Annotated in this window: 24 protein-coding genes and 1 pseudogene; 10 read left to right on the forward strand and 15 right to left on the reverse strand. The window is 67.7% G+C overall.

Annotated features, from left to right (window positions below; genetic code table 11):
• Positions 1–175 precede the first annotated feature (175 nt).
• Complete coding sequence (locus tag AC1RKE_RS11715) at positions 176–349, forward strand: hypothetical protein (protein WP_152949596.1); 174 nt, start codon at positions 176–178, stop codon at positions 347–349.
• Between the two features lie 42 nt (positions 350–391).
• On the opposite strand, the gene AC1RKE_RS11720 is transcribed toward AC1RKE_RS11715, so the two are convergent.
• Positions 392–793, reverse strand: coding sequence for a winged helix-turn-helix transcriptional regulator (locus AC1RKE_RS11720; RefSeq protein ID WP_224761268.1), 402 nt, complete (start codon positions 791–793; stop codon positions 392–394).
• A 112-nt stretch (positions 794–905) separates the two neighbouring features.
• Between AC1RKE_RS11720 and AC1RKE_RS11725 the strand changes: the two genes are divergently transcribed.
• Positions 906–1,658 (forward strand): SDR family oxidoreductase, encoded by a 753-nt coding sequence (locus AC1RKE_RS11725; protein ID WP_152949595.1) that lies wholly within the window; start codon positions 906–908, stop codon positions 1,656–1,658.
• A gap of 20 nt (positions 1,659–1,678) precedes the next feature.
• On the opposite strand, the gene AC1RKE_RS11730 is transcribed toward AC1RKE_RS11725, so the two are convergent.
• From AC1RKE_RS11730 to AC1RKE_RS11740, 3 genes are read right to left on the reverse strand one after another with little or no spacing between them, the layout of a single operon-like run.
• Positions 1,679–1,963, reverse strand: a complete 285-nt coding sequence (locus AC1RKE_RS11730) for an Hpt domain-containing protein (protein ID WP_152949594.1) — start codon at positions 1,961–1,963, stop codon at positions 1,679–1,681.
• 7 nt (positions 1,964–1,970) lie between these two features.
• Positions 1,971–2,354 (reverse strand): response regulator, encoded by a 384-nt coding sequence (locus AC1RKE_RS11735; protein ID WP_054764848.1) that lies wholly within the window; start codon positions 2,352–2,354, stop codon positions 1,971–1,973.
• Entirely contained in the window at positions 2,351–4,828 is a 2,478-nt protein-coding gene (locus tag AC1RKE_RS11740) for a CHASE3 domain-containing protein (RefSeq protein ID WP_395942158.1), read from the reverse strand. Before AC1RKE_RS11740 ends, AC1RKE_RS11735 begins: the two co-directional genes overlap by 4 nt.
• A gap of 45 nt (positions 4,829–4,873) precedes the next feature.
• Between AC1RKE_RS11740 and AC1RKE_RS11745 the strand changes: the two genes are divergently transcribed.
• Complete coding sequence (locus AC1RKE_RS11745; RefSeq protein WP_054764846.1) at positions 4,874–5,227, forward strand: response regulator; 354 nt, start codon at positions 4,874–4,876, stop codon at positions 5,225–5,227.
• Here the strand turns inward: AC1RKE_RS11745 and AC1RKE_RS11750 are convergent.
• Positions 5,190–5,963, reverse strand: coding sequence for a sterol desaturase family protein (locus tag AC1RKE_RS11750; RefSeq protein ID WP_348685067.1), 774 nt, complete (start codon positions 5,961–5,963; stop codon positions 5,190–5,192). The genes AC1RKE_RS11745 and AC1RKE_RS11750 overlap by 38 nt on opposite strands.
• Before the next feature lie 38 nt (positions 5,964–6,001).
• On the opposite strand from AC1RKE_RS11750, the gene AC1RKE_RS11755 reads away from it, so the two are divergent.
• On the forward strand, positions 6,002–6,523 hold the full coding sequence (locus AC1RKE_RS11755; protein ID WP_227976050.1) for a sterol desaturase family protein: 522 nt from the start codon (positions 6,002–6,004) through the stop codon (positions 6,521–6,523).
• On the opposite strand, the gene fni is transcribed toward AC1RKE_RS11755, so the two are convergent.
• Positions 6,490–7,542, reverse strand: coding sequence for a type 2 isopentenyl-diphosphate Delta-isomerase (fni, locus tag AC1RKE_RS11760; RefSeq protein WP_182714372.1), 1,053 nt, complete (start codon positions 7,540–7,542; stop codon positions 6,490–6,492). The genes AC1RKE_RS11755 and fni overlap by 34 nt on opposite strands.
• 139 nt (positions 7,543–7,681) lie before the next feature.
• On the opposite strand from fni, the gene AC1RKE_RS11765 reads away from it, so the two are divergent.
• Genes AC1RKE_RS11765 through AC1RKE_RS11775 form a run of 3 tightly spaced genes read left to right on the forward strand, consistent with a single transcriptional unit; the run spans position 7,682 to position 10,549 of the window.
• Positions 7,682–8,578 carry a polyprenyl synthetase family protein gene (locus tag AC1RKE_RS11765; protein ID WP_182714371.1) on the forward strand — a complete coding sequence of 299 codons (897 nt, stop codon included), beginning with the start codon at positions 7,682–7,684 and terminating at the stop codon, positions 8,576–8,578.
• The gene (locus tag AC1RKE_RS11770; RefSeq protein ID WP_228186180.1) at positions 8,568–9,485 is read left to right on the forward strand and encodes an ABC transporter ATP-binding protein; all 918 of its coding nucleotides are present in this window, start codon (positions 8,568–8,570) and stop codon (positions 9,483–9,485) included. The genes AC1RKE_RS11765 and AC1RKE_RS11770 overlap by 11 nt, the downstream gene beginning before the upstream one ends.
• Positions 9,482–10,549, forward strand: coding sequence for an ABC transporter permease (locus tag AC1RKE_RS11775; RefSeq protein ID WP_348684592.1), 1,068 nt, complete (start codon positions 9,482–9,484; stop codon positions 10,547–10,549). The genes AC1RKE_RS11770 and AC1RKE_RS11775 overlap by 4 nt, the downstream gene beginning before the upstream one ends.
• 6 nt (positions 10,550–10,555) lie before the next feature.
• On the opposite strand, the gene AC1RKE_RS11780 is transcribed toward AC1RKE_RS11775, so the two are convergent.
• From AC1RKE_RS11780 to crtY, 3 genes are read right to left on the reverse strand one after another with little or no spacing between them, the layout of a single operon-like run.
• Positions 10,556–11,488, reverse strand: a complete 933-nt coding sequence (locus AC1RKE_RS11780; RefSeq protein WP_348684591.1) for a phytoene/squalene synthase family protein — start codon at positions 11,486–11,488, stop codon at positions 10,556–10,558.
• Entirely contained in the window at positions 11,485–12,966 is a 1,482-nt protein-coding gene (locus AC1RKE_RS11785) for a phytoene desaturase (RefSeq protein ID WP_348684590.1), read from the reverse strand. The genes AC1RKE_RS11780 and AC1RKE_RS11785 overlap by 4 nt, the downstream gene beginning before the upstream one ends.
• Positions 12,966–14,144: a lycopene beta-cyclase CrtY gene (gene crtY / locus AC1RKE_RS11790; protein WP_395942157.1), complete on the reverse strand. Its 1,179-nt coding sequence runs from the start codon at positions 14,142–14,144 to the stop codon at positions 12,966–12,968. Before crtY ends, AC1RKE_RS11785 begins: the two co-directional genes overlap by 1 nt.
• A gap of 80 nt (positions 14,145–14,224) precedes the next feature.
• Here crtY and AC1RKE_RS11795 point away from each other — a divergent pair, with 80 nt between their 5' ends.
• Both AC1RKE_RS11795 and AC1RKE_RS11800 read left to right on the forward strand, forming a co-directional pair.
• Positions 14,225–14,959 carry a fatty acid desaturase gene (locus tag AC1RKE_RS11795; protein WP_336970560.1) on the forward strand — a complete coding sequence of 245 codons (735 nt, stop codon included), beginning with the start codon at positions 14,225–14,227 and terminating at the stop codon, positions 14,957–14,959.
• Positions 14,960–15,063: 104 nt separating this feature from the next.
• Entirely contained in the window at positions 15,064–15,399 is a 336-nt protein-coding gene (locus AC1RKE_RS11800; RefSeq protein WP_054764835.1) for an energy transducer TonB, read from the forward strand.
• Positions 15,400–15,752: 353 nt separating this feature from the next.
• On the opposite strand, the gene AC1RKE_RS11805 is transcribed toward AC1RKE_RS11800, so the two are convergent.
• The 3 genes from AC1RKE_RS11805 to AC1RKE_RS11815 all read right to left on the reverse strand — a co-directional run bounded on the left by AC1RKE_RS11805 (position 15,753) and on the right by AC1RKE_RS11815 (position 16,824).
• Positions 15,753–16,085 (reverse strand): hypothetical protein, encoded by a 333-nt coding sequence (locus AC1RKE_RS11805; RefSeq protein WP_348685111.1) that lies wholly within the window; start codon positions 16,083–16,085, stop codon positions 15,753–15,755.
• Positions 16,086–16,097: 12 nt separating this feature from the next.
• Positions 16,098–16,412 carry an RHS repeat domain-containing protein gene (locus AC1RKE_RS11810; RefSeq protein ID WP_348685110.1) on the reverse strand — a complete coding sequence of 105 codons (315 nt, stop codon included), beginning with the start codon at positions 16,410–16,412 and terminating at the stop codon, positions 16,098–16,100.
• A 73-nt stretch (positions 16,413–16,485) separates the two neighbouring features.
• Positions 16,486–16,824 (reverse strand): hypothetical protein, encoded by a 339-nt coding sequence (locus tag AC1RKE_RS11815; RefSeq protein WP_333895915.1) that lies wholly within the window; start codon positions 16,822–16,824, stop codon positions 16,486–16,488.
• Positions 16,825–17,405: 581 nt separating this feature from the next.
• On the opposite strand from AC1RKE_RS11815, the pseudogene AC1RKE_RS11820 reads away from it, so the two are divergent.
• A pseudogene (locus tag AC1RKE_RS11820) lies at positions 17,406–18,172 on the forward strand (IS5 family transposase).
• A gap of 69 nt (positions 18,173–18,241) precedes the next feature.
• Here AC1RKE_RS11820 and AC1RKE_RS11825 read toward each other — a convergent pair.
• The 3 genes from AC1RKE_RS11825 to AC1RKE_RS11835 all read right to left on the reverse strand — a co-directional run.
• A complete protein-coding gene (locus AC1RKE_RS11825; protein ID WP_492897105.1) occupies positions 18,242–19,255 on the reverse strand; it encodes an RHS repeat-associated core domain-containing protein in 1,014 nt (337 codons plus the stop codon).
• 11 nt (positions 19,256–19,266) lie between these two features.
• Complete coding sequence (locus AC1RKE_RS11830; RefSeq protein ID WP_333895913.1) at positions 19,267–19,395, reverse strand: hypothetical protein; 129 nt, start codon at positions 19,393–19,395, stop codon at positions 19,267–19,269.
• Positions 19,396–19,924: 529 nt separating this feature from the next.
• On the reverse strand, positions 19,925–20,620 hold a 696-nt coding region (locus AC1RKE_RS11835; RefSeq protein WP_492897107.1), incomplete at its 5' end, for an RHS repeat-associated core domain-containing protein.

Below are 20,620 nucleotides of genomic sequence, written 5' to 3' on the forward strand. Positions count from 1 at the left end.
CTCCAGAACGTGGATGTCGTCCGCGACATCGCTCGGATCGCGGCCCTGCTCGCCGGGCTGAACGCCCCTGCGCCGCCCGGCCGCGCCCGCGGCAAACCCGCAGCGGCCGATTGAAAATTGGGCTGGGATCGGCCATTGTCAGACCTGATCCCATGCCCCTCTCTAGGAGGCGAAAGTGCAAGACGACGAAACGCTCGAGCGGGAATATCGCATCCTGTCCGCAAAGGTGACCTATGCGGAGGTCGCCGGACAGAAGGTCGAGCCCGCCGATGAAAAGCGGCTGGAGGAGCTGGCCGAACTCAGGGTCAAAGCGGTGCAGCCCGACTTCCGCGATTACGCCGCCGCCTGATCCGGCCCATACGGCGACGTCATCGGGCGGATCGGCCCCTCTTCACTTCCTCGCGTCGAACGCCGCCCGCGCGGCTTCGATGCGGTCGATATTGGCCTCGGCCCAGGTCCAGACGCCGCAGAAGGCCTCGGCCAGGGTGAAGCCCAGGTCGGTCAGGCGGTATTCGACCTTGGGCGGGATGACCGGATGGACCGTGCGCACCACCAGGCCGTCGCGCTCCATCTGGCGCAGGGTCTGGGTCAGCATCTTCTGGCTGATGCCGCCCACCAGTTCGCCCACGCGAGTGAACCGGGTCTCGCCGTGTTCGGCCAGGACCTCCAGGATCAGCATGGTCCATTTGTCCGCCACACGCCCGATCACCTCATTGACCAGGGCCTCGACGCGCGGATCGGCGACCTCGCCGGTTTCAGGATGCGAAATTCTTGCGGGCGGATAGGCCGTCATGTCCATTTCTTTCCTGCGGGTAAGTATGGCGGGTTTCGGTGCCTACTTTCCAGTGGAGAGCGACCGTCATAACTGAGTTTCCGCACTGACGCATCCCCTGAAGGAGAGCCCCATGAACATCAGCGGAAACACCATACTGATCACCGGCGGCGGCACGGGCATCGGCCGCGCCCTGGCCGAGGCCCTGCATGCGCGCGGCAATCAGATCGTCATCACGGGTCGCCGCGCGGACGTGCTGAAAGACGCCGCCGCCGCCAATCCCGGCATGGCCTGGGCGACGCTGGACGTCGCCGATCCCACAGCCGTCGCCGCCTTCGGCGAACAGGTGGTCAAGGACCACCCCGCCCTGAACGCGGTCATATTGAACGCCGGGATCATGAAGACCGAGGATTTGAAGGGCGAACCGTTCGACCTGGCGACGGTGGAGGCGACCATCGCCACCAACCTCCTGGGACCGATCCGGCTGACGGCGGCCCTCCTGCCCCATCTGACGGCCCAGCCCCAGGCCACGGTCATGACCGTCACCTCCGGCCTGGCCTTCATCCCCCTGACGGCCACCCCGACCTATAACGCCACTAAGGCGGCCCTCCACTCCTGGACCCAGTCCCTGCGCCATCAGCTGCGCGACACGGCGGTGGAAGTGCTGGAGCTGGCGCCGCCCGGCGTGGCCACCGACCTGATGCCCGGCCATGCCCAGAACCCCGCCTCCATGCCCCTGGCCGACTATACGGCCGAGGTGATGGACCTGATCGAGCGGGGCGAAACGCCGCGCGGCGAAATCCTGGTCGAACGGGTCAAGCCGCTGCGCTTCGCCGAGGCTGACGGCTATCAGGCCGTGTTCGAGGCCCTGAACGGAGCGGGGTGAACCCCAGCCGCGGCGGCGGCTCAGCCCTGCCGCCGCGCCAGGGCGTCGCGGATGGCCTGGGCCAAGGTTTCGATCAGGGCGGGGTCGGGCGTGCGGTCCTGGGCGAAGGCGTCGTCGCAGTCGCCGGCCGCTTCGCTGATCGCTGGGAAGCCGAAGACGGCGCCGGCGCCGGCGAGGCTGTGGACCAGGCGGCGCAATTCATCGGCGTCCCAGGCGCCCCGCGCGACGTGACGGTCGATCCGCGCCAGATCGCCGACGCACCGGTCCAGGAACCGGGTCCGCAGATCGGCCATGTCCGCCGTCACGGCCCCCTCACCCGGCCTGGGCCAGGATCGTCCGAATCTCCTCCACCAGGGTCATCGGGTCGAAGGGTTTGACGATGACGTCCAGGGCGCCCAGGGCGCGATAACGGCTGATCTCGCTCGACTGAGCCCGGGCGGTCATGAAGATGACCGGCGTCGTCTCATGTCCCGCCCGTTCGCGGATGCGCGCCAGGGCTGCGGGACCGTCCAGAACGGGCATCATCACATCCATCAGGACGACGTCGGGACGAAGCCCGCCGTCCAGCGCGGCCAGGGCCGCCTCGCCCGAGGCCACCGAGGTCACCGTAACCTGGGGGTCCAGCGTCAGGGCGAAGGCGGTCACGTCGCGAATGTCCTTGTCATCCTCGACGTGCAGGATGTGGAGAGCGGTCATGCAACACCTCGGGCGCGGGGGGCCAGGCGGCGCACGGTCCGCGCCAGCTGGGTCAGGGACATGCGGGACTTGATCAGGACCGCCTGAACGGCCGGGGCGGCCTCTCTGTCCATGTCCTGAGCCGAATAGATGATGACGGGAATGGTGCGGCCGTCCTCCTCGGTCAACAGCGGCAAGAGGTCCAGGCCGTTGCCGTCGGGCAGGCCCAGGTCCAGAATCACCAGGTCCGGTCGCCGCCGCGCCAGGGCCTCGCGCGCCGCGGCCAGGCTCTCGACCGGCACGACCTCGACCGTATCCAGGGCCTGGCGCGTCACCTCCAGAATGTCGCGGTCGTCGTCGACGTGCAGAACCACCGGCTTGTCGTCGGCGCTGAACAGGGCGCGGACGGCCTGGCGCAGCCGGTCCTGATCGACCGGCTTTTCGACCCAGTCGGCCACCTCCAGCGAGCGGCCGCGCACCCGGCCCCGGGCCACGTCGCCGGAGACGACCACCACCGGCATGGCGCGCGTCGCCTCATCGGCCTTCAGCTGCCGGATCAGGCTGACCCCGTCGGCGTCGGGCAGTTGAAGGTCGATGAGGGCGGCGGCGTAGGGCGCGCGGCGGGCCAGGGTCAGCGCCTCGCGCGCCGTGTCGGCCACATCGGCCTTGAACCCTTCATAGGACAGCATCTCGACCAGGATGCGCGCGGCGTCGGGATCGTCTTCACAGATCAGCAGCCGCACCGCCTCCTCGTCATGCGCCGCATCGGCCTGGTCCAGCGGCAGGTCCAGATGGAAGGTCGCCCCCTCGCCCTCGGCGGATTCGAACCACAGCCGCCCGCCGTGGCGTTCGGCGATCTCCTTGGCGATGGCCAGGCCCAGGCCCGTGCCGCCCTTTTCACGCGCATCGGTCGAATCCGCCTGGGCGAACTTGCCGAAGATGCGCGAGCGGAACTCGTCGGCTATGCCGGGGCCGCGGTCGGATACGCTGAGCCGGGCGATCCGGGTCTCGGGATTGACCGTCACCCGGACCTCGCCGCCGGACGGCGAGAACTTGACCGCGTTTGACAGAAGATTGGTCGCCACCTGGATCAGCCGATCGCCGTCGCCCCGCACCGGCGCCGGCGGGCCGTCGTTCAGGCTGACGCCCACGCCCAGCTGATCGGCGTAGCCCTGGATCCCCTCGACCGCTCGGGCGGCGACGTCGCGCAGGTCCAGCGGGGCCAGGGTCATCTTCAGCTGCCCGGCCTCCAGCTTCTCCACATCCAGGATGTCGTTGATCAGCCGCACCAGACGGCGGCTGTTGGCGTGGGCGATGTCGATCAGTCGGGCCGCCTTTTCCGGCAAGCGTCCGCCCGCCCCGGCCGCGACCAGGCCCAGGGAGCCGGCGATGGAGGTCAGGGGGGTGCGCAGTTCGTGGCTGACGGTCGAGACGAAGGCGTCCTTCATCTCGGCGATGCGGCGGCGTTCGGTGGCGTCGCGGATCACCGCCACCACATGGCGGCCCGTCGGCAGGTCCATGGCCGCAAGAGCGACGTCGACCGGGAAGCGCGCCCCGTCCCGGCGCTTGCCGGTCAGTTCGAGCAGAAGCCCCTGCTCCAGATCGCCGTGGCTGGCGTCCAGCCGGTCCAGAAAGGCGCCCTCTCCGTTTTCGGCCAGATCATCGACCAGAAGGCCGACGTCGCGGCGCTCGACCTCCGGCGCCGACCAGCCGAACAGCCGTTCCGCCGCCGGATTCAGCGTCTCGATGCTGCCGCTGGGGTTCAGGGTCACGATGGCGTCGAAGGCGCTGTCCAGGGTGGCGCTGTGGCGGGCGGCGGCGGCCTCCAGCCGCTCCAGCAGGGCGCTGCGGGTCGCCAGATAGCGCCAGACCAGGAAGGCGGTCCCCAAGGCGGTCAAGACCAGAACCTTGAACATCAGGGCCACCAGGAATTCGGTATGCCGGGTCCGTTCGCGCGCGTCGGCCGACAGCGCCGACAGCAGGTCGGCCTCACGCTGCGTCATCCGATCCACGATCTGGCGGATATCATCCATTGTCAGCTTGCCTCGCCCGCTGATCACGAGGCTGATGGCGGCGGACGCCTGGCCGGATTCGCGCAGCGCGATGGTCCGCTGCATCTCCAGCCGCTTCTGCCGGACCCGTTCCGACAGAAGACGCTGGTTCTCGGCCTGTGGCGGGTCCTTAGCCGAAAGACCCGCAAGCTTGTTCATCTGAGCGTCCAACCGGTCGAGGGCGCGATCATAAGGCTCAAGGAAGGTCTCGTCCCCGGTGATGATATAGCCGCGTTGGCCGGTCTCAGCGTCCTGAATCAATGAGAAGACGGACTGAATCTGCAGCCGGGTGTCATAGGATTGCTCGACCGCATCGCGCAGAGCGTCCGCGCTGGAGAATTCTCGTTGCAGCGTCACCCCAGTGGCCGCCAGAAGCAGGGTCACGACCGCGCCCGCCAAGGCGATGGCCAGTCGGAAACGCCGTCTTCCGAGTTGACGCAACATGGGATTCATCCGTTAGTTCCCCCTGATCGCATCTGGAGGTTGGGCGTGAAAGTCTGCGTGATCGAGGACGATTCGCTGGTTCTGCTTCATCTGGAGGAGATGCTGAAACGGCTGGGTTGCCAAGTCCTGACCGCAGCAACGGTCAACGAAGGGTTGCGGATCGTCGAGGACTGGTCGCCCGACGCCGTGCTGGTGGACATTCTGATGCCGGACCGCGACGGGCTGAACTTCATCATGGACACCCGGCATTTGAGGGACTCCCTGCGGGTCATCGCCATGAGCGGCGGGGGACGTCTGGCCTCGTCGTCCATACTGCAGATGGCGACCGGCCTGGGCGCCCACGCCGCCCTGACCAAGCCGATCACCGAAGAGGCGCTGAGGGCCGCTCTGGAGGGATGACCGGGGATGGTCGCGAGGGGGCGGCCGAAACCTCAGTCCCGGCCCAGCGGTCCCAGAACTGGAAATAGAGGCCGTAGTTTCCGTTGAACCGCTTGTGGTGGGCGTCGTGGTGGGTGGCGGTGATCAGCCAGCGCAGCGGCGCCCGCTCCAGCCAGGCGGCGGGCCAGACCTCGCGCCCCGCATGGTTCAGGGCGGCCGTCAGCGACATCAGCGTCAGCAGGGTCAGGGCCACGCCCCAGTGGATCGGCACGATCAGGGCCAGGGCGGGCAGGAACCAGGCGGTGGCCGCAGCCTCGGCCGGGTCGAAGGCGAAGGAGGCGAAGGCGCTGGGGTCGCGCGACCGGTGGTGTTCGGCATGGGCCCAGCCGAAGACGCGCGGGTGATGCAGGGCCCGGTGCACCCAGTAGTAGAAGGCGTCGTGCGCCAGCAGATAGACGATCAGACTGACCGGCAGCCACCACAGGGGCCAGGCGTCGGGATCGCTGTAGATCGCCGTCCCGCCCCGCTTCCACAGCTCCAGCACCAGGGCCGCCGGCAGGGCGTAGATGGGGCAGGCGATCAGGGAGACGACGATCTCGGCGCGGATGCGCTTCATCGCCGGCGGCCGCAGGTTCAGCGCCCGTCCCCGGCCAGCCCCGGCCCACAGCAGCCCATGGGCCGCCGCGCCGACCAGCAGATAGCGCAGGCCGATGATCAGGCTCAGCGCCAGGGTGGTGATGAGCAGATCCCTCAACATGGGGGCACAGACGGTCAAATCCCTGCGGCGGTCAAGTCGTGGCTAAGGCGGATCAAACCGCCTATGCTGGGGCCATGGCCTGGCTGACGTGGATCGCGCTGTTCCTGACCGCCTTTTTGGGCATGGAGGCGTTCGCCTGGATCATGCACCGCTATGTGATGCACGGTTTCCTGTGGTCCTGGCACCGCAGCCATCATGAGCCGCACGATCACCCCCTGGAGAAGAACGACCTGTTCGCCGTGGTCTTCGCCGCCCCGGCCATCGTCATGGTGGCCGTGGGTCTGCACCTGTGGCCCTGGGCCCTGCCGGTCGGGCTGGGGATCACGGCCTATGGGATGGTCTATTTCTTCTTCCACGACGGCCTGGTGCACCGGCGGTTCCCGACGGGCTTTTCCGGGCGGTCCGGCTTCTGGACGCGGCGCATCCAGGCGCACCGTCTGCATCACGCCGTGCGCACGCGCGAAGGCTGCGTCTCCTTCGGCTTTCTGTGGGTGCGGTCGGCGCGGGCGCTGAAGGCCGAACTGGCTCAGAAGCGGGGCTCTTCCAGCAGCGGCGCCTGAGCGAGGGCCGCCAGATCGGCGGAGCCCGTGCAGAAACAGGCGAGCCGCAGCTGGGCCGCCATCAGCTCGAAATGATCGACCACCGCCTGGGTCGAGGTCAGGGCCGCCTCCAGCACCCCGGCGGCCTGGCCGACCAGATCGGCCCCCAGGCGGACGGCGCGGGCCGCATCCAGACCGTCCTTGATCCCGCCCGAGCCGATCAGCCCCAGGTCCGGGGCGGCCTGGGCGCAGTCGCGGAGGCTGCGGGCCGTCGGCACCCCCCAGTCGGCGAAGGGGGCGGCCAAGGCCTCGGCCCGCCCGCCGGTGGCCCGCGCCCCTTCGATCAGGCCCCAGTTGGTGCCGCCCGCCCCCGCCACGTCCAGGGCCGCGACGCCCATGTCGGCCAGGCGCCGGGCGACGGCGGCCGACAGGCCGGCGCCGGTCTCCTTGACCACCACCTGGCCCGGAAAGGCGGCGGCGATCCGCTCGATCCCCTGGGCCACGCCGCGCCAGTCGCGGTCGCCCTCGGGCTGGACGCCTTCCTGAAGCGGATTCAGATGCAGGATCAGGGCGTCGGCGCCGATCATCTCCATGGCCCGGCGCGCCTCGTCCACCCCATAGCCCAGGGCGAACTGCACCGCCCCCAGATTGGCCAGGATCAGGGCGTCGGGCGCCCGGCGGCGCAGATCCGGCCCCAAGCCCGAGCCGCCGGACCCGCCGGCCGTCTCCAGGGCGACGCGCTGGGAGCCGACCGCCAGGGCCACGCCCAGGGCCTGGGCCGCCTCGGCCAGCCGCGCATTGATCGCCTCGGCCCGCGACGGGCCGCCGGTCATCGAACTGATCAGGAAGGGCAGGTTCAGCCGCCGCCCCAGGAAACGGGCGGACAGGTCGATCTGGTCCAGGGCCAGGTCCGGCAAGGCGTCATGGACGAAACGCACCGCCTCCAGTCCCGAGGACGCGCCGCTGAGACCCCGTCCGGCCCGCACGTGGTCGATGTGTTCGTCCTTGCGTCGGATCAGGGCGTCGTCGGGGGTGGGCATCGCAAACGCTCCTAGCGGTTCCCTCCGAAACGATCATGCTCTGGCGGGTTGCATCCGACGCAGTCGTGATGCCGTATGTGATCATAATGCGTCAGCCCAGGGTCGCAACGCGACTGTCGAAGGACATCAGGAGACCCGTATGGCGATCGTCGGCTTAAGGCCCCAGCCCGTGTCGGACCCCGAACCTCAGTCGCCCGAGAATCTGCGTGGCCTGGTGCAGGACCGGCTGGCCGAGACGGCGCCCTCATCGGACGGTCTTTTAGCCCTCGCCGCGCGCGAGGCCCTGCTGGGACCGGGCAAGCGGGTCAGGCCGGTCGTGGCCATGTTGGCCGCCGCGCACGTCGGCGGGCGGGCCGAGGACGCCCTGGATTTCGGTTGCGCGGTCGAAATGGCCCACGCCGCCTCCCTGGTTCTGGACGACCTGCCCTGTATGGATGATGCGGCCTTGCGGCGCGGTCAGCCGACCCTGCACCGCCGCCACGGCGAGGATGCGGCCGTGCTGGCGGCCGTGGCCCTTTTGAACCAATCGACCCGGCTGATTCTGCAAAGCCGGGCGCCGGCGGAGGCGCGGCTGGGCGCCCTGGACGATTTGACGCAGGCGATCGGCTTCGACGGCCTGGCCGAGGGCCAGATGCGCGATCTGCGCGACGATCCCGTTCAGCGCGACGTGGTCGCCCTGCGTCGGATCAACGATCTGAAGACCGGCGCCCTGTTCGTCGCGGCCGCGCGGGGCGGCGGCCGGATGGGCGGCGGCGATGCGGACGACCTGGCGCGTCTCGCCGCCTTCGGCGAGGCGGTCGGCTTCGCCTTCCAGCTTTGCGACGACCTGATGGACGCCTGTTCGACGAGCGAGGCCCTGGGCAAGGACGTGGGTCAGGATCAGGGCGTGACCACCTTCGTGGACCTGTGGGGCGAAGGCCGGGTCCGCGCCGGGGTGCGCCAGTCCCTGGCCCGGGCGGCCGAGGCGGTCGGGCACGACAGCCCCCTGACGACCTATGTCCTTCATCTCTTCCGGCAGGCCGAACTTGGACGCTAGCGTCGCGCCGGCGCTGGTTCTGAAGGACGTCGAGGCGGGCTACGGCGAAGGGCCGGTGCTGCGCGATTTCAACCTGACCGTCGCGGCCGGAGAGGTTTACGCCCTGCTGGGTCCGAACGGGGCGGGCAAGTCCACGGCGGCTCGGGTGGCCTGCGGCCTGATCCCCGTCCGGCGCGGGCGGGCGACGGCCGGCGAAGGCGCGCCCCGTCGCGGACGCATCGGCCTTGCGCCCCAGGACTGCGCCCTCTTTCCCGCCCTGACGCCGCGCGAGAACGTCGCGGCGGTCGCGGCCCTGTGCGGCCTTCCCCGTTCCAACCGCCCTGCGGCGGTGGAGCGGGCCCTGGCCCTGACCGGATGCGCCCCCAGGGCGGACGAGCCGGTTCATTCACTGTCGGGCGGATGGCGTCGGCGCGCCAACCTCAGCGCCGCCCTGGTCGGGCGCCCGCGCCTGCTGATCGCCGACGAACCGACCGAAGGGGTGGACGCCGCCGCCCGCGTCGTCCTGTCGTCCGCCCTGCGCGAGGCGGTCCAGGCGGGCGCCGGCTGTCTGCTGATCAGCCACGACGAGGCCTTCGTCTCCGAAACGGCCGATCGGATCGGCGTCCTGGCCCAGGGCCGGCTGCTGGCGGAAGGACCGCCCAAGGCCCTGCTGCGTCAGGCCTTCGGCCTGGCGCGGCTGCTGGTCGTCAAACTGCCGCGGCCCGCCTCGCGCCCGGCCGCGAGCCGGTTCGCCCAGTCGGGTCTGGCGCCCTCCAAGGACGGGCTGGAATGGCGGCTGCTGTGCGAGGACGCCCTGGGCGCGGCCCAGCGGGTTTCGCCCGAGGCGGACGCCGAGGGGGGCGAGGTCGCCGTGCGTCGTCCCGGCCTGGACGACCTGGTCGCCCATCTGTCGGACGCCTCGTCATGATGGCGGTTGCGGGCGCCTGGGCGCGCGGCTTCTGGCGGGACCGTTCGGGCATGGCCCTGACCCTGGTTTTGCCGCCCCTGGTCTATCTGCTGTTCGCCGCCGTCTTCGGTGCGGGGGCGCGTGGCGACATCGACGCCAGCGTGGTCCTGCACGATGCGGCGCGCACCCCGGCCACGGCCGCCGTCGGCGAGGCCCTGTCGCGGGACCTGGGGCCGCGCCTTCGCCGTCTCGACGACTCCCAGGCGGTGGAGCGGGCCGTGATCGACGGCCGCGCCGACGCCGGCGTTCTGATCGCCCGCGACGAGGCAGGCGCGCCCCAGGTGACGGTGGTGTCGGCGGCGGGCCGAGACGTGGCGGCGGCGGCGCTCCAAGCGCGGCTGGTCCCGGCGGCGGCGGCCCTGGCCGGTCGGCCCGCGCCCCCGTCGCGCGCGGTCTCGATCCGCCAGGTCGGGCCGCAGGGCGACGTCCAGGCCGCCTATTACGCCGGGGCGGTCAGCGTGATGTTCGTCTTCTTCGCCGCCATGCACGGCGCCATGGGCGGGCTGGACGAGCGGCGCTCGGGCCTGCAGGCGCGGCTGGTCCTGGCGCGGGGCGGGACGGCGCCCATACTGGCGGGGCGGGCAATCTGGCTGACGACGGTCGGCCTGATGCAGTCGGCGGCCGTTTTCCTGGCGGCCTGGCCTCGGCTGCCGGATCTTGCGTTTTGGCAGGCGGCGGCGGCGCTCCTGACCGCCGCCCTGGTCGCCCTGTGCGCGGCGGGGGTGGCCCTGGCCCTGACGGCGGCCTGTCGGTCGCGCGAACAGGCCCAGCCCCTGACCACCTTCGTCGCCCTGCTGCTGGCGGCCCTGGGCGGGTCGATGGCGCCGCGCTTCCTGATGCCCGAAGCCTTCCGCGCCCTGGGCTGGATCACGCCCCATGCCTGGGCCGTCGAAACCTATCAGGCCCTGATCTGGCGCGGCGACTTCAACGCCGGGGTCCTGGCCGGCTGGGCGGCCCTGGGCGGCGTGGGTCTGGCCGGGCTCGCCCTGGCCGTGATGATGGAGCAGAGACGCGCCGCGCGCTGAGCGTCGTCAGATATGGGTCCAGAGGGCCGGGCGCGGCGGCGGTTCGCGCCAGGCGTCCAGGGTCTTGCACCACAGGGTGATCAGGGCCCCGCGCCCCACCAGGGCCAGCTTGCCCGCCTTGTCGACCGAGGTCCGGCCGTCCCAGGCCTTGGCCCCCGACCGCGAGACGTGGCGGCCGATGGCGCGATAGACGCCCCGCGCCGTGGCGACGGCCCAGGCCGAGCGCGGATTGAGATCGCGCAAGCCCCAGCGCGCCGAGGCGTAATAGGGCTCCGCCGCCGCCACCAGCCGCTGGGCCGTATGGGCGACGGCCTGACGATGCCGGGGCTGATCGACCTGATCGCGCGGCACGCCCGCCTCGTCCAGCCACTGGCCGGGCAGATAGACCCGCCCGCCCTTGGCGTCCTCCACCACGTCTCGGGCGATATTGGTCAGCTGAAAGGCCAGGCCCAGGTCCTGGGCGCGGCGCAGAGTCGGCGCGTCCTGAACCCCCATGATCCGGGCCATCATCACCCCGACCACGCCGGCGACGTGATAGGCATAGTCCAGCGTGTCCTCCAGGGTGTCGTAGCGGCGGCCCTCCACGTCCATCTCGAACCCCTGCAACAGGTCCATCGCCTCCTCGGCGGGAATGGCGTGGCGGGCGGCGACGCGCTGAAAGGCGGTGAAGACCGGGTCCGTCTGCGGCTCTCCGGCCAGGGCGGCGGCGGTGCGTTCGCGCAGTTCGACCAGTTTGCGCCCCGCCAGGACCGGGTCGATGCCGACCGCCCCATGGCCCAGGACCTGGCCGTCGATCTCATCGTCGCAATGGCGGCACCAGGCGTAGAACATCCAGGCGTCGTCCCGGATGGCCGCCGGAAACAGCCGGGCGGCGGCCGCAAAGCTCTTGGAGCCCTGCTCCATCGACTGGCGGCTGTGGTCCAGGACGGCGTCGGTCATGCGGTCCGCCCCGCGTCTTCGATCATCAGGCCGGCGGTGGCCTTGGCCGAGCCCACCACCCCCGGCACGCCCGCGCCCGGATGGGTGCCGGCGCCGACGAAATAGAGGTTCGGGATCTGGTCGTCGCGATTATGGACGCGGAAATAAGCGCTCTGGGTCAGGATCGGCTCCAGCGAGAAGGCCGAGCCCTGGTGGGCGTTCAGCTGGTCGCGGAAATCCACGGGCGTGAAGATGCGGCAGGTGTCCAGATCGGCGGTCAGGCCGGGAATGTAGTGCTGCTCCAGATAGGCCAGGACCCGGTCGCGATAGCGCGGCCCCTCGACCGCCCAGTCAATGTCGGCCGAGGCCAGGTGCGGCACCGGCGCCAGCACATAGAAGGCGTCGCATCCCTCGGGCGCCAAGGACGGATCGGTGCGGGTCGGGGCGTGCAGATAGAGGGAAAAGTCCTCCGGCAGGTCCGGCCCCTTGAAGATTTCGCCGATCAGCTCGCGGTAGCGGGGGCCGAAAAGCACCGTGTGGTGGCGCACCTCCGGGTGGACCCGCTTCAGACCGAAATAGATGACGAACAGCGACATGGAATGCCGCTTGGCGGCCAGACGCGCCCCCTCCTTGCGGCCGCGCGGCTCCTGGCCCAGCAGGCGCTGATAGGTGTGGACCACGTCCGCGTTGGAGGCGACCATGTCGAAGGCCAGGGCCTGGCCGCCGACCACCACCCCGTCGGCGCGCCCGTTCGCCAGGGTGATCCGCTCGACCGGACTGTTCAGCCGGATTTCGCCGCCCAGGTCCCGAAACAGCCGCACCATGGCCTGGATCAGGGCGCCGGTGCCGCCGCGCGGGAACCAGACGCCCCAGCGCCGCTCCAGCGCGTGGATCAGGGCGTAGATCGAGGAGGTCGCGAACGGGTTTCCGCCCACCAGCAGGGAGTGGAAGCTGAAGGCCTGGCGCAGATGCTCGTCCTGAATATAGCCGGCGACCTTGTCATAGACCGACCGCCAGGCCTGGAGCCGCATCAGCTCGGGCGCCGCCTTGACCATGCTGGCGAAGTCCAGGAAGGGCACGGCCCCCAGCTTCAGATAGCCTTCCTTCAGCAGGTCCTGGGAATAGGCCAGGAATTTGCGATACCCCTCCTTGTCCGCCGGGTTGCGGGCGACGATCTGGCGGTCCAGCTCGTCCTGGTCGTTGACGTAGTCGAAGACGTCCCCGTCTTCCCAGCACAGCCGATAGAAGGGGGCGACCGGCAGCAGTTCGACATAGTCGGACAGCTTGCGCCCCGCGCCCTCGAACAGCTCCTCCAGCGCGGACGGATCGGTGATGACGGTGGGGCCGGCGTCGAAGGTATAGCCCTTGTCCTTATAGACATAGGCCCGGCCGCCCGGCAGGTCGCGCGCCTCGAAGACCGTGGTCTGAATCCCCGCCGTCTGCAGGCGGATGGCCAGCGACAGCCCCCCGAACCCCGACCCGATCACTGCTGCTCGCATTACGCACGTCCTCTTTCGACCAGACAGGTCAGGGCGGCGCCGATCGGCACCGGGGGTTTGCCGCTGAGGATCCGCGCCTTGTCGCCCAAGGTCGTCTCCCCCGCATAGAAGCGTTCGATCAGCGGCTGGGGCAGGCGGTAAAACCGCTCCAGCACCCTGTACCTCTGATCCGGCCGCGCGGCCCGAAACAGCATGCGGTTCAGCAGCCGATAAAAGCCTCTTTGCGCCCATACGTCGCGCGCATGGCGACGGATGACCTGGGCCAGGGCCGGGCCGTCCGGCGCCGCTTCGATACGCTTCGCCAGATGATCCGCCAGCCGCACCGCGTCCGGCAGGGAATAGCCGGTGGTCGGATGAAACAGACCGGCGCGCAGGCCGCTCAGCGCCGTCGGCCCCAGCCGCTTCAGATGGGCGGCGATGTCGCCGTCCAGGGCGACCGGCAGCACCCCCTCCTCCTCGCGCAGAACCGTCTCTATGACCCAGCCCCGCTGCGCGGCGTAGTCCCTGACGCCCGTTCGGAACAGGTCGCGATCCAGGTCGTCGCCGTCGGTGTAGCGGGTGTCCTCGATCAGCAGGGTCCGGTCGTCGAACGGCAGGACATAGAGGAAACGATAGCCCCCCGCCTGATCGACGCAGGCGTCCATGACGATCGGTTCCTTCAGCCCGTGGGGCGCGGTCAGCCGCACCTCCAGGCCGACGAATTTCTGAAACCCCAGGGCAAGGTCCGGCGCGGCGGTCGGGCCGCGCCCGTCGATCACCGCCCGGGCCGTCAGCCGCCGACCGTCGGCCAGAACCGCCTCGGTCGGCCCGGCCGATGCCACCGAGACGCCCGTCAGGATCCGTCCCGGCAGGGCGCGGTCCAAGGCTTGGGCGAACCGCGCCGCCGTCACGCTGGAATATCCGGTCGCCAGACGCCGTTCGAACGCCGGAAACCGCACGGAATAGCCGGGCCAGCTATGGGCGATCAGCGGCGCGATCCACGCCCGCTGCCTCGGCGTCAGATCGGGTTCGAAGAAGGACCAGGTGTGAACCCCGCCCAGCCGGTCGGCCGCCTCCACGATCCGCACGTCCAGTTCGGGCCGGACCTGGGACAGGCGCAGGGCCAGAAGGCCGTTGGCCAGACCGCCCCCCAGCAGCAAAAGGTCCGGCGCGGAACTGTCGGGGGCGGCGGCCTGCATCCGCGACAGGTGGCACGGGCGGACGTGACGGGCAAGCCGCCTGGATGCCTCCGACGCCGGCATAGGCTAGATTGAAGTCCATGACCGCCGCCGTCGCCGAGCCCCGCATCGTCCCGCGCCAGACCTGGATCGGTCTGACCCTGGCGGGAATGATCGTGGCGGGATGGGGGAGCCTGCACGTCTACGGCGTCTATTTTCACCGCTGGGGCACCTCCAGTCTGGTGATCGTCCCGGCGATCGTAGCGGTCCAGACCTGGTTGTCGGTCGGCCTTTTCATCGTCGCCCATGACGCCATGCACGGCTCCCTGGCGCCGGGACGGCCGCGGCTGAACGCCGCAGTCGGCCGGCTGACCCTGGGGCTCTATGCGGGCTTCCGCTTCGATCGGCTGAAGACGGCGCACCACGCCCACCACGCCGCGCCCGGCACGGCCGACGACCCGGACTTTTACGCCCCGGCGCCCCGCGCCTTCCTTCCCTGGTTCCTGAACTTCTTTCGCACCTATTTCGGCTGGCGCGAGATGGCGGTCCTGACCGCCCTGGTCCTGATCGCCCTCTTCGGCCTGGGGGCGCGGCCGGCCAATCTCCTGACCTTCTGGGCCGCGCCGGCCCTGCTTTCAGCGCTTCAGCTCTTCACCTTCGGCACCTGGCTGCCGCACCGCCACACCGACCAGCCGTTCGCCGACGCCCACCACGCCCGCAGCAGCGGCTACGGCCCCGTTCTTTCCCTGCTCACCTGCTTCCACTTCGGCCGCCACCACGAACACCATCTGACCCCCTGGCGGCCCTGGTGGCGTCTGTGGCGCGGCGAGTCTTGATCCAGGGCTGCGGCGCGGGCCGCGAAGACCTGTTCGGCGACCTTTGTATCGACGAAGGGAACACGGCCGCGTTCAGGGCCTTATAGGTGAGAAGGAACTCGCCCATGCCCCTCGCCCTGCTGTTCGCTCTTGCCGCCCTGAGTTCGACGCCGACGCCCGCCCCCGATCTGGCGAAGGCGCAGCCCAAGACGTCTGGCGGGATCAAGACGGCGGCCCAATCCTCAGCGCCCGTCTTGGACGACGTCAGGGTTCGACTGCGATGCATCGGGCGTGCCGACGGCCGGGTTTCGGATTGCGTGGTGCTGTCGGAGAGCCGGCCGGGCTATGGATTCGGCGAGGCGGCTGTGGCCCTGATGAACGGAACCGCGACGCCCCCCTCGCGCGACGGCGGCCGCCCGATCGACCGCCCGTTCGAACATACGATCCAGTTCACCCCTTGAGCGCCGACGCCGATCGTGGGCGTCCGGGCTGGGGCGGCGCGGGCCTGTAGGTTCAGGCAGCAAAAAGCCGCTAGATCGTTGATCCAGCGGCTTGATTGTTTGGGTGCGGGAGCACGTACTGGCCACGGTCGTAAGATCGGCGTGATCGATGTTCCCGCCTGATCATGAGACACAAAGGCTGATCAGGGCACGGAGTCTACACGGCGGCAGGATTTCTGGGCAGCGACTCTTCGGTTCAGCACGATAGGGCTCGGCCGCTGACGGGCACACCGCCATCCGCCCCATCTGCAGCTACGCCCGTAAGCGCTCCAAGCACGCTAAAGCACCCGCGCCCGAACACAGTTCAGACCGGTTCAGTCGAACACCTGGAGAGAAGTCACGCTTTCGGTATCGCCCCAGAACGAGCAGGCGCCGCTGCCGTGCACCGCAATCTTTCTCCCGCTTGCGACCGCCGTGAGCACTGCGGCGTACATCGCTTGGCCGGCCGGCGTCGTGACGTTGATGACCCAACGGTCCTGGGTCGCGCATGACGGTCGGTTGGTTCTGGGGCCGTCATGATAGAAGAAGGCGCCGCCTTGGTCGTGAATCAGCAGGCCGTAGGGCTTGCCGAGGGCCGACTCGCTCGCCTGCCCGGGCAGAGGCGTCAGCGCAAGAGAAGCAACTAGGACGAACAGAAGGCGTGGCATCTCAGAGCCTCATCAGGTTTGCGTGTTCGCGTTGAGCGGAATGACTATAAAGCCTGATCCCGACGGCACGACCACGACCGGACGCTTTGGGTTGGAGGACGTGCTTGACCTAGTGACGCTGACGACGGTGCGGTTTCCGGCCGCATCATAGTTGTACACGGTTGTGGAGGTCGGTGTTTCCACTCGGATCAGCCTGCCCAAGGCGTCGTAATCAAAACGTTCGGCAGTCTGGGCGAAGGACGTCGATGGCGAAACCATTAGCAATGCTGCGGTGGCGGTCGCAAAACTCGAAAGCCGGTTTAGGTACTTCCCATCTCGAGGCTTCATTCGCCCTTGCTCCTTCGACCATCTGGTCAGCTCGCATTGCACGCTGGACCGCCACACCTTCTACCCATCGAGGTTAGGCCGATTTGCGGATATCGACTCCTATGACGTTCGGGCGTCCCAGAATACAGCCATCGACCGTAAGCTGCACCTGATCGCCACTGGCGTATGCCGTCATTAACATGGCCTGCAAAAGCTGAGCGCCCGGTAGGGAGGCGCCTACGATATAGCCGTCAGTGTTCTCGCAGGAAGACGGATTATGGAATGGGCCGGACAGAACCACCCTGAGGTTTGCATCCACCCATCCCCCAGACAAAGAAGTGATGGATGACCAACCACTGAGACTTGGTTCGGCCAGGGCCGGCTTTGCGACGGAAGCGATAGCCAAAGCGATCGCAAGAATCTGTCTGGACATTGCTGAGCCTCTTAGTGGGATAGAAAACATCTCGTAGAACCGGCCAACGTCACCGCACCAAGGACACATCCGGGTCGGATGGATCGCGTTGACCGGATCATCGTTGAGGACGCAACGATCGATTGGGAAGCAGAGGTTACGACACTCTTCTATCTTGCACTCTGCCACTTTGCGCCTGCATCAATCAAGGATTGTTCGGCGAGGCGGCATTTCGAATGATGTATCGATTGAATCGGGCGGCGTACTGACGGGCGCGCTCGTTCAACGAACGGTCCCAGGGCGCATCGAAGACGTCGCTCGTCCCTGTCATCTCCAATATGATCTTCCCCCGCGAAAGTGGACGGTGACCTGCCCCTGAGTTTTCATCCAGCGGCGACCAGAGTCCTTGGGTTAGTGACCTTGACCCCGATGTTGGACCGGGCCTTGCCGGAACGTCTCGGTGTTTAGGCGCCGGGCGGGCCAGTGGCCCGGCGCCGTTCATGAGCTCGATCGGGCACTAGGTCCAATCGACATTCAGGGATTCACGCGCGGCTTGATGCGTGATTCATAGGTCTCCGCTTTGGCGGAGGTTTGTGATGGGCGTGAAGCGTTATGAGCTGGACGAGGCGCAGTGGTTGCCGATCGCGCCGTTGCTGCCGGGTAAGGCGTCGGACCCCGGGCGGACGGGGTCCGACAACCGACTGTTCGTGAACGGGGTGCTCTGGGTGCTGCGCTCCGGTGCGCATTGGCAGGATCTCCCGGAGCGCTACGGCAAGTGGAAGACGGCGCACAAGCGCTTCAGCCGCTGGGCGGCGGCGGGGGTTTGGGAGAAGGTGTTCGACGACCTGATCAAGGATCGCGACAACCAGTATCTGATGCTGGATTCGACCCTTGTGCGGGCCCGCCAACAAGCGACGACCGGCCGGGGCAGCGGCCAAAAAAAGGGGGCCCCGACCCGGCTGTGGGGCGTTCCAGAGGTGGACTGACGACCAAGGTCCACATGGCCTGCGACACGCTCGGACGGCCCGTTCGCTTCCTTATCGCAGCCGGTCAGAGCCACGATATCCTGGCGGCGCCGGCCCTTCTGGAAGGCCACCGCCCCGCCGCCGTGCTCGCCGACCGCGCCTATGACGCCAACAGCCTACGCGCCCATCTGGCCAGGATCGGAGCCGAGGCTGTCATACCCTCGACCCGATCTCGCAAGGCACAGATCCCGCACGATCCCCTGATCTACAAGCTGCGCAACCGCGTCGAGCGTTGCTTCAACAAGCTCAAGCACTTCCGCCGCTTCGCCACCCGCTTCGATAGGCTGGCGCGACACTACCTCGCCTTCGTCCACATCGCCGCCTCCATCCTCTGGATGCGGTGAATGTCGATTCGTCCTAGTCGGAGGCTGCGCTGACCGGCCACTTGCCAACCCCGCCAACCCCAGTTCAGATCACCAAAGGACACTCGTTATGGCTGGATAAGAAACGGGGGGCACGTCAAGTTCCCCAGCACGCGCCGTCAACTCAGGCACTGTCGCTCTAGCGGCTTCGGGGGCCTCACGAGCGAACACGCGAACCACTGAAGAACCCGCCACTGCGAGGTCCACGACGCCTGTTGTTATTGCATAAGCCTCTGCGAAATCAGCAGTGACCTGGAGTGAGATCGCAGCAGCTTCATGATTGTAGGTCCCTGTTTGAATGCCGGTTGGACTCGTCAGAGGTACCGGCCCGCCCAGGACCGCGCAGACGATCGCACACGTCGAATCCTGAAGCATCCCCGTCGGATCCGTCAGATTGACCGGATCATTCCCCACATACGCATACAGGTTGACCTGATCCTCATACCCGATCGGATCGGTCTGTAGGAACCGTCCGAGGGTGGGGGAGTAGATGCGGGCCTTGTAGTGGTACATGGCCAGTTCGGGCAGCCAGGCCTGGCCGGTGTACTGGAACCGGCCGCTGTTGCCCGCGCCGGGGATGCCGTATTCGTCATAGGTGTTGACGGCGACGACCGCGCCCGAGGCGTTGGTCCGAGCCGTGATGGAGCCCTGGTGATCGGCGTAGAGGTACTGGGGCGCGGTCACGCCCGATCCCTCGAACCAGACCAGGGGCGTGTCCGAGCCGTCGGCGTGGACGTAGCGCCGCAGCAGAGTGCTCGAGGCGTCATATTCCGCCGTCAGCTTGTCGCCGTCGTAGAGGTAGCGGGTGACGCCGTGGCTGTTGCTGGAGCTCTGGAACAGACGCCCCAGCGGATCCCACACCAGGGAGGCGCCGTTCGGCCCGGCGATCAGCCGGTTCTCCACGTCATAGACATAGGTCCCGCCCTGACCGTCGGAGGTCAGATTGCCGTTCGGGTCATAGGTGAAGTTGGCCGGACCGGCCGAGGTATATTGGTTCAGCCCATTGACCGCATAGTCGCGCGTGACGTTGACGTGGTTGTTGAAGCGATAGGCGGCGTTCGACACCGATCGGCTGGTTACCTGGCCGGCCTGACCGGCAACCCCATCAGCGCGTGCATGAAGCCGTGGAACAGCGGACCCAGCACCAGCCACCACGGCACCAGCCCCGTCAGGCCACCCAGCGCGAACATCACCACGTCCAGCATCGAATCCACCTCCGCTCGGCTCGATCAACGAGGCCAATCGCCGGCCGTTCCTGCCCCACGGCCACGCCGTCAGACAATGCCGGCGCGAAGCCTATCCTGCCCTCGTCGCCCTACAACATTTCGATCAATTTAAACTTAGCCGCAATGAACACAGCCACCGCAGTCAGAAGTGCGACAGACGGCCCCACTATAACCCCCAAGACCATCGTACGAGTGGCGCTCCAAGCGTAAGGACCACCATAACTTACGTCCAACGATGTGGTCATGTATGGATGCAAGAACCCATAGACGATCATAAATATAAAGGCACACAAGGATGCAACTAAAGGCTTTTGATGCCCCCTCGGGGAGAATATTAGCAATGAAGCTACCAAGAATGACGCCATAGACAACATCTCAGCAAACCATCCGGAAGCTTCATTCACGCGATATCCAAATATCAACTCCACAACAAGAGATATTACAATTATTGATACGGCCCACGTGTTCAGCGATTTTTTGGATGCGCGAAGGCGCATTTCGTTGTTCCTTACATTAATGTGGGTGCCCGTTCGCGTTCTGCCTGACGCCTGGCCCTCTCTTGCCTTTCCTGCTCTTGAGGAAGGGGTACTTCTCGCCAGTTTGGATCCCTCCTCATGTGGGATCGTGTTGAGGCAGGATTTGTTGTTTGGGGAAATCTATCATCAACACCGCCAGCAGCTACCGCGCTCGACACCACATCTCCGCAGTTGCAGCGTAGGACATCATACGGCTCAGTTGCGACCTCAGCTCCTGCCTCTCGCATGCGGCTGTCTTGCTCAGCCGTTGCCTCCCGTCGCCATGCCTTTTCATACCTGGTCAGATCGGAGGTTCGGAGAACTCGATCTAGCGGCATTTTAAACGTCCTCATGGTGAAGGTCGCGGGGCCTTGAGCGCCTCCGCCCACGGCACCATCCTTGGAAATATAGGTCCAGACGTCACCGCTACCGACTAGGATTGCTTGGTGATCAAGTCCGACACCGTTCACCCCCACAAACGTGTCGTTGAGTACTACGATGTCCGTTCCGCGTGGGTCGATCTTGTTCACCGGATCGTTTGCGACGTAGGCATAGAGATTGATCTGATCCTCATACCCAATCGGATCGGTCTGCAGGAATCGCCCCAGGGTCGGGGAGTAGATGCGGGCCTTGTAGTGGTACATGGCCAGTTCGGGCAGCCAGGCCTGGCCGGTGTACTGGAACCGGCC

Source organism: Brevundimonas sp. GW822-FHT03E11 (genome assembly GCF_058801445.1).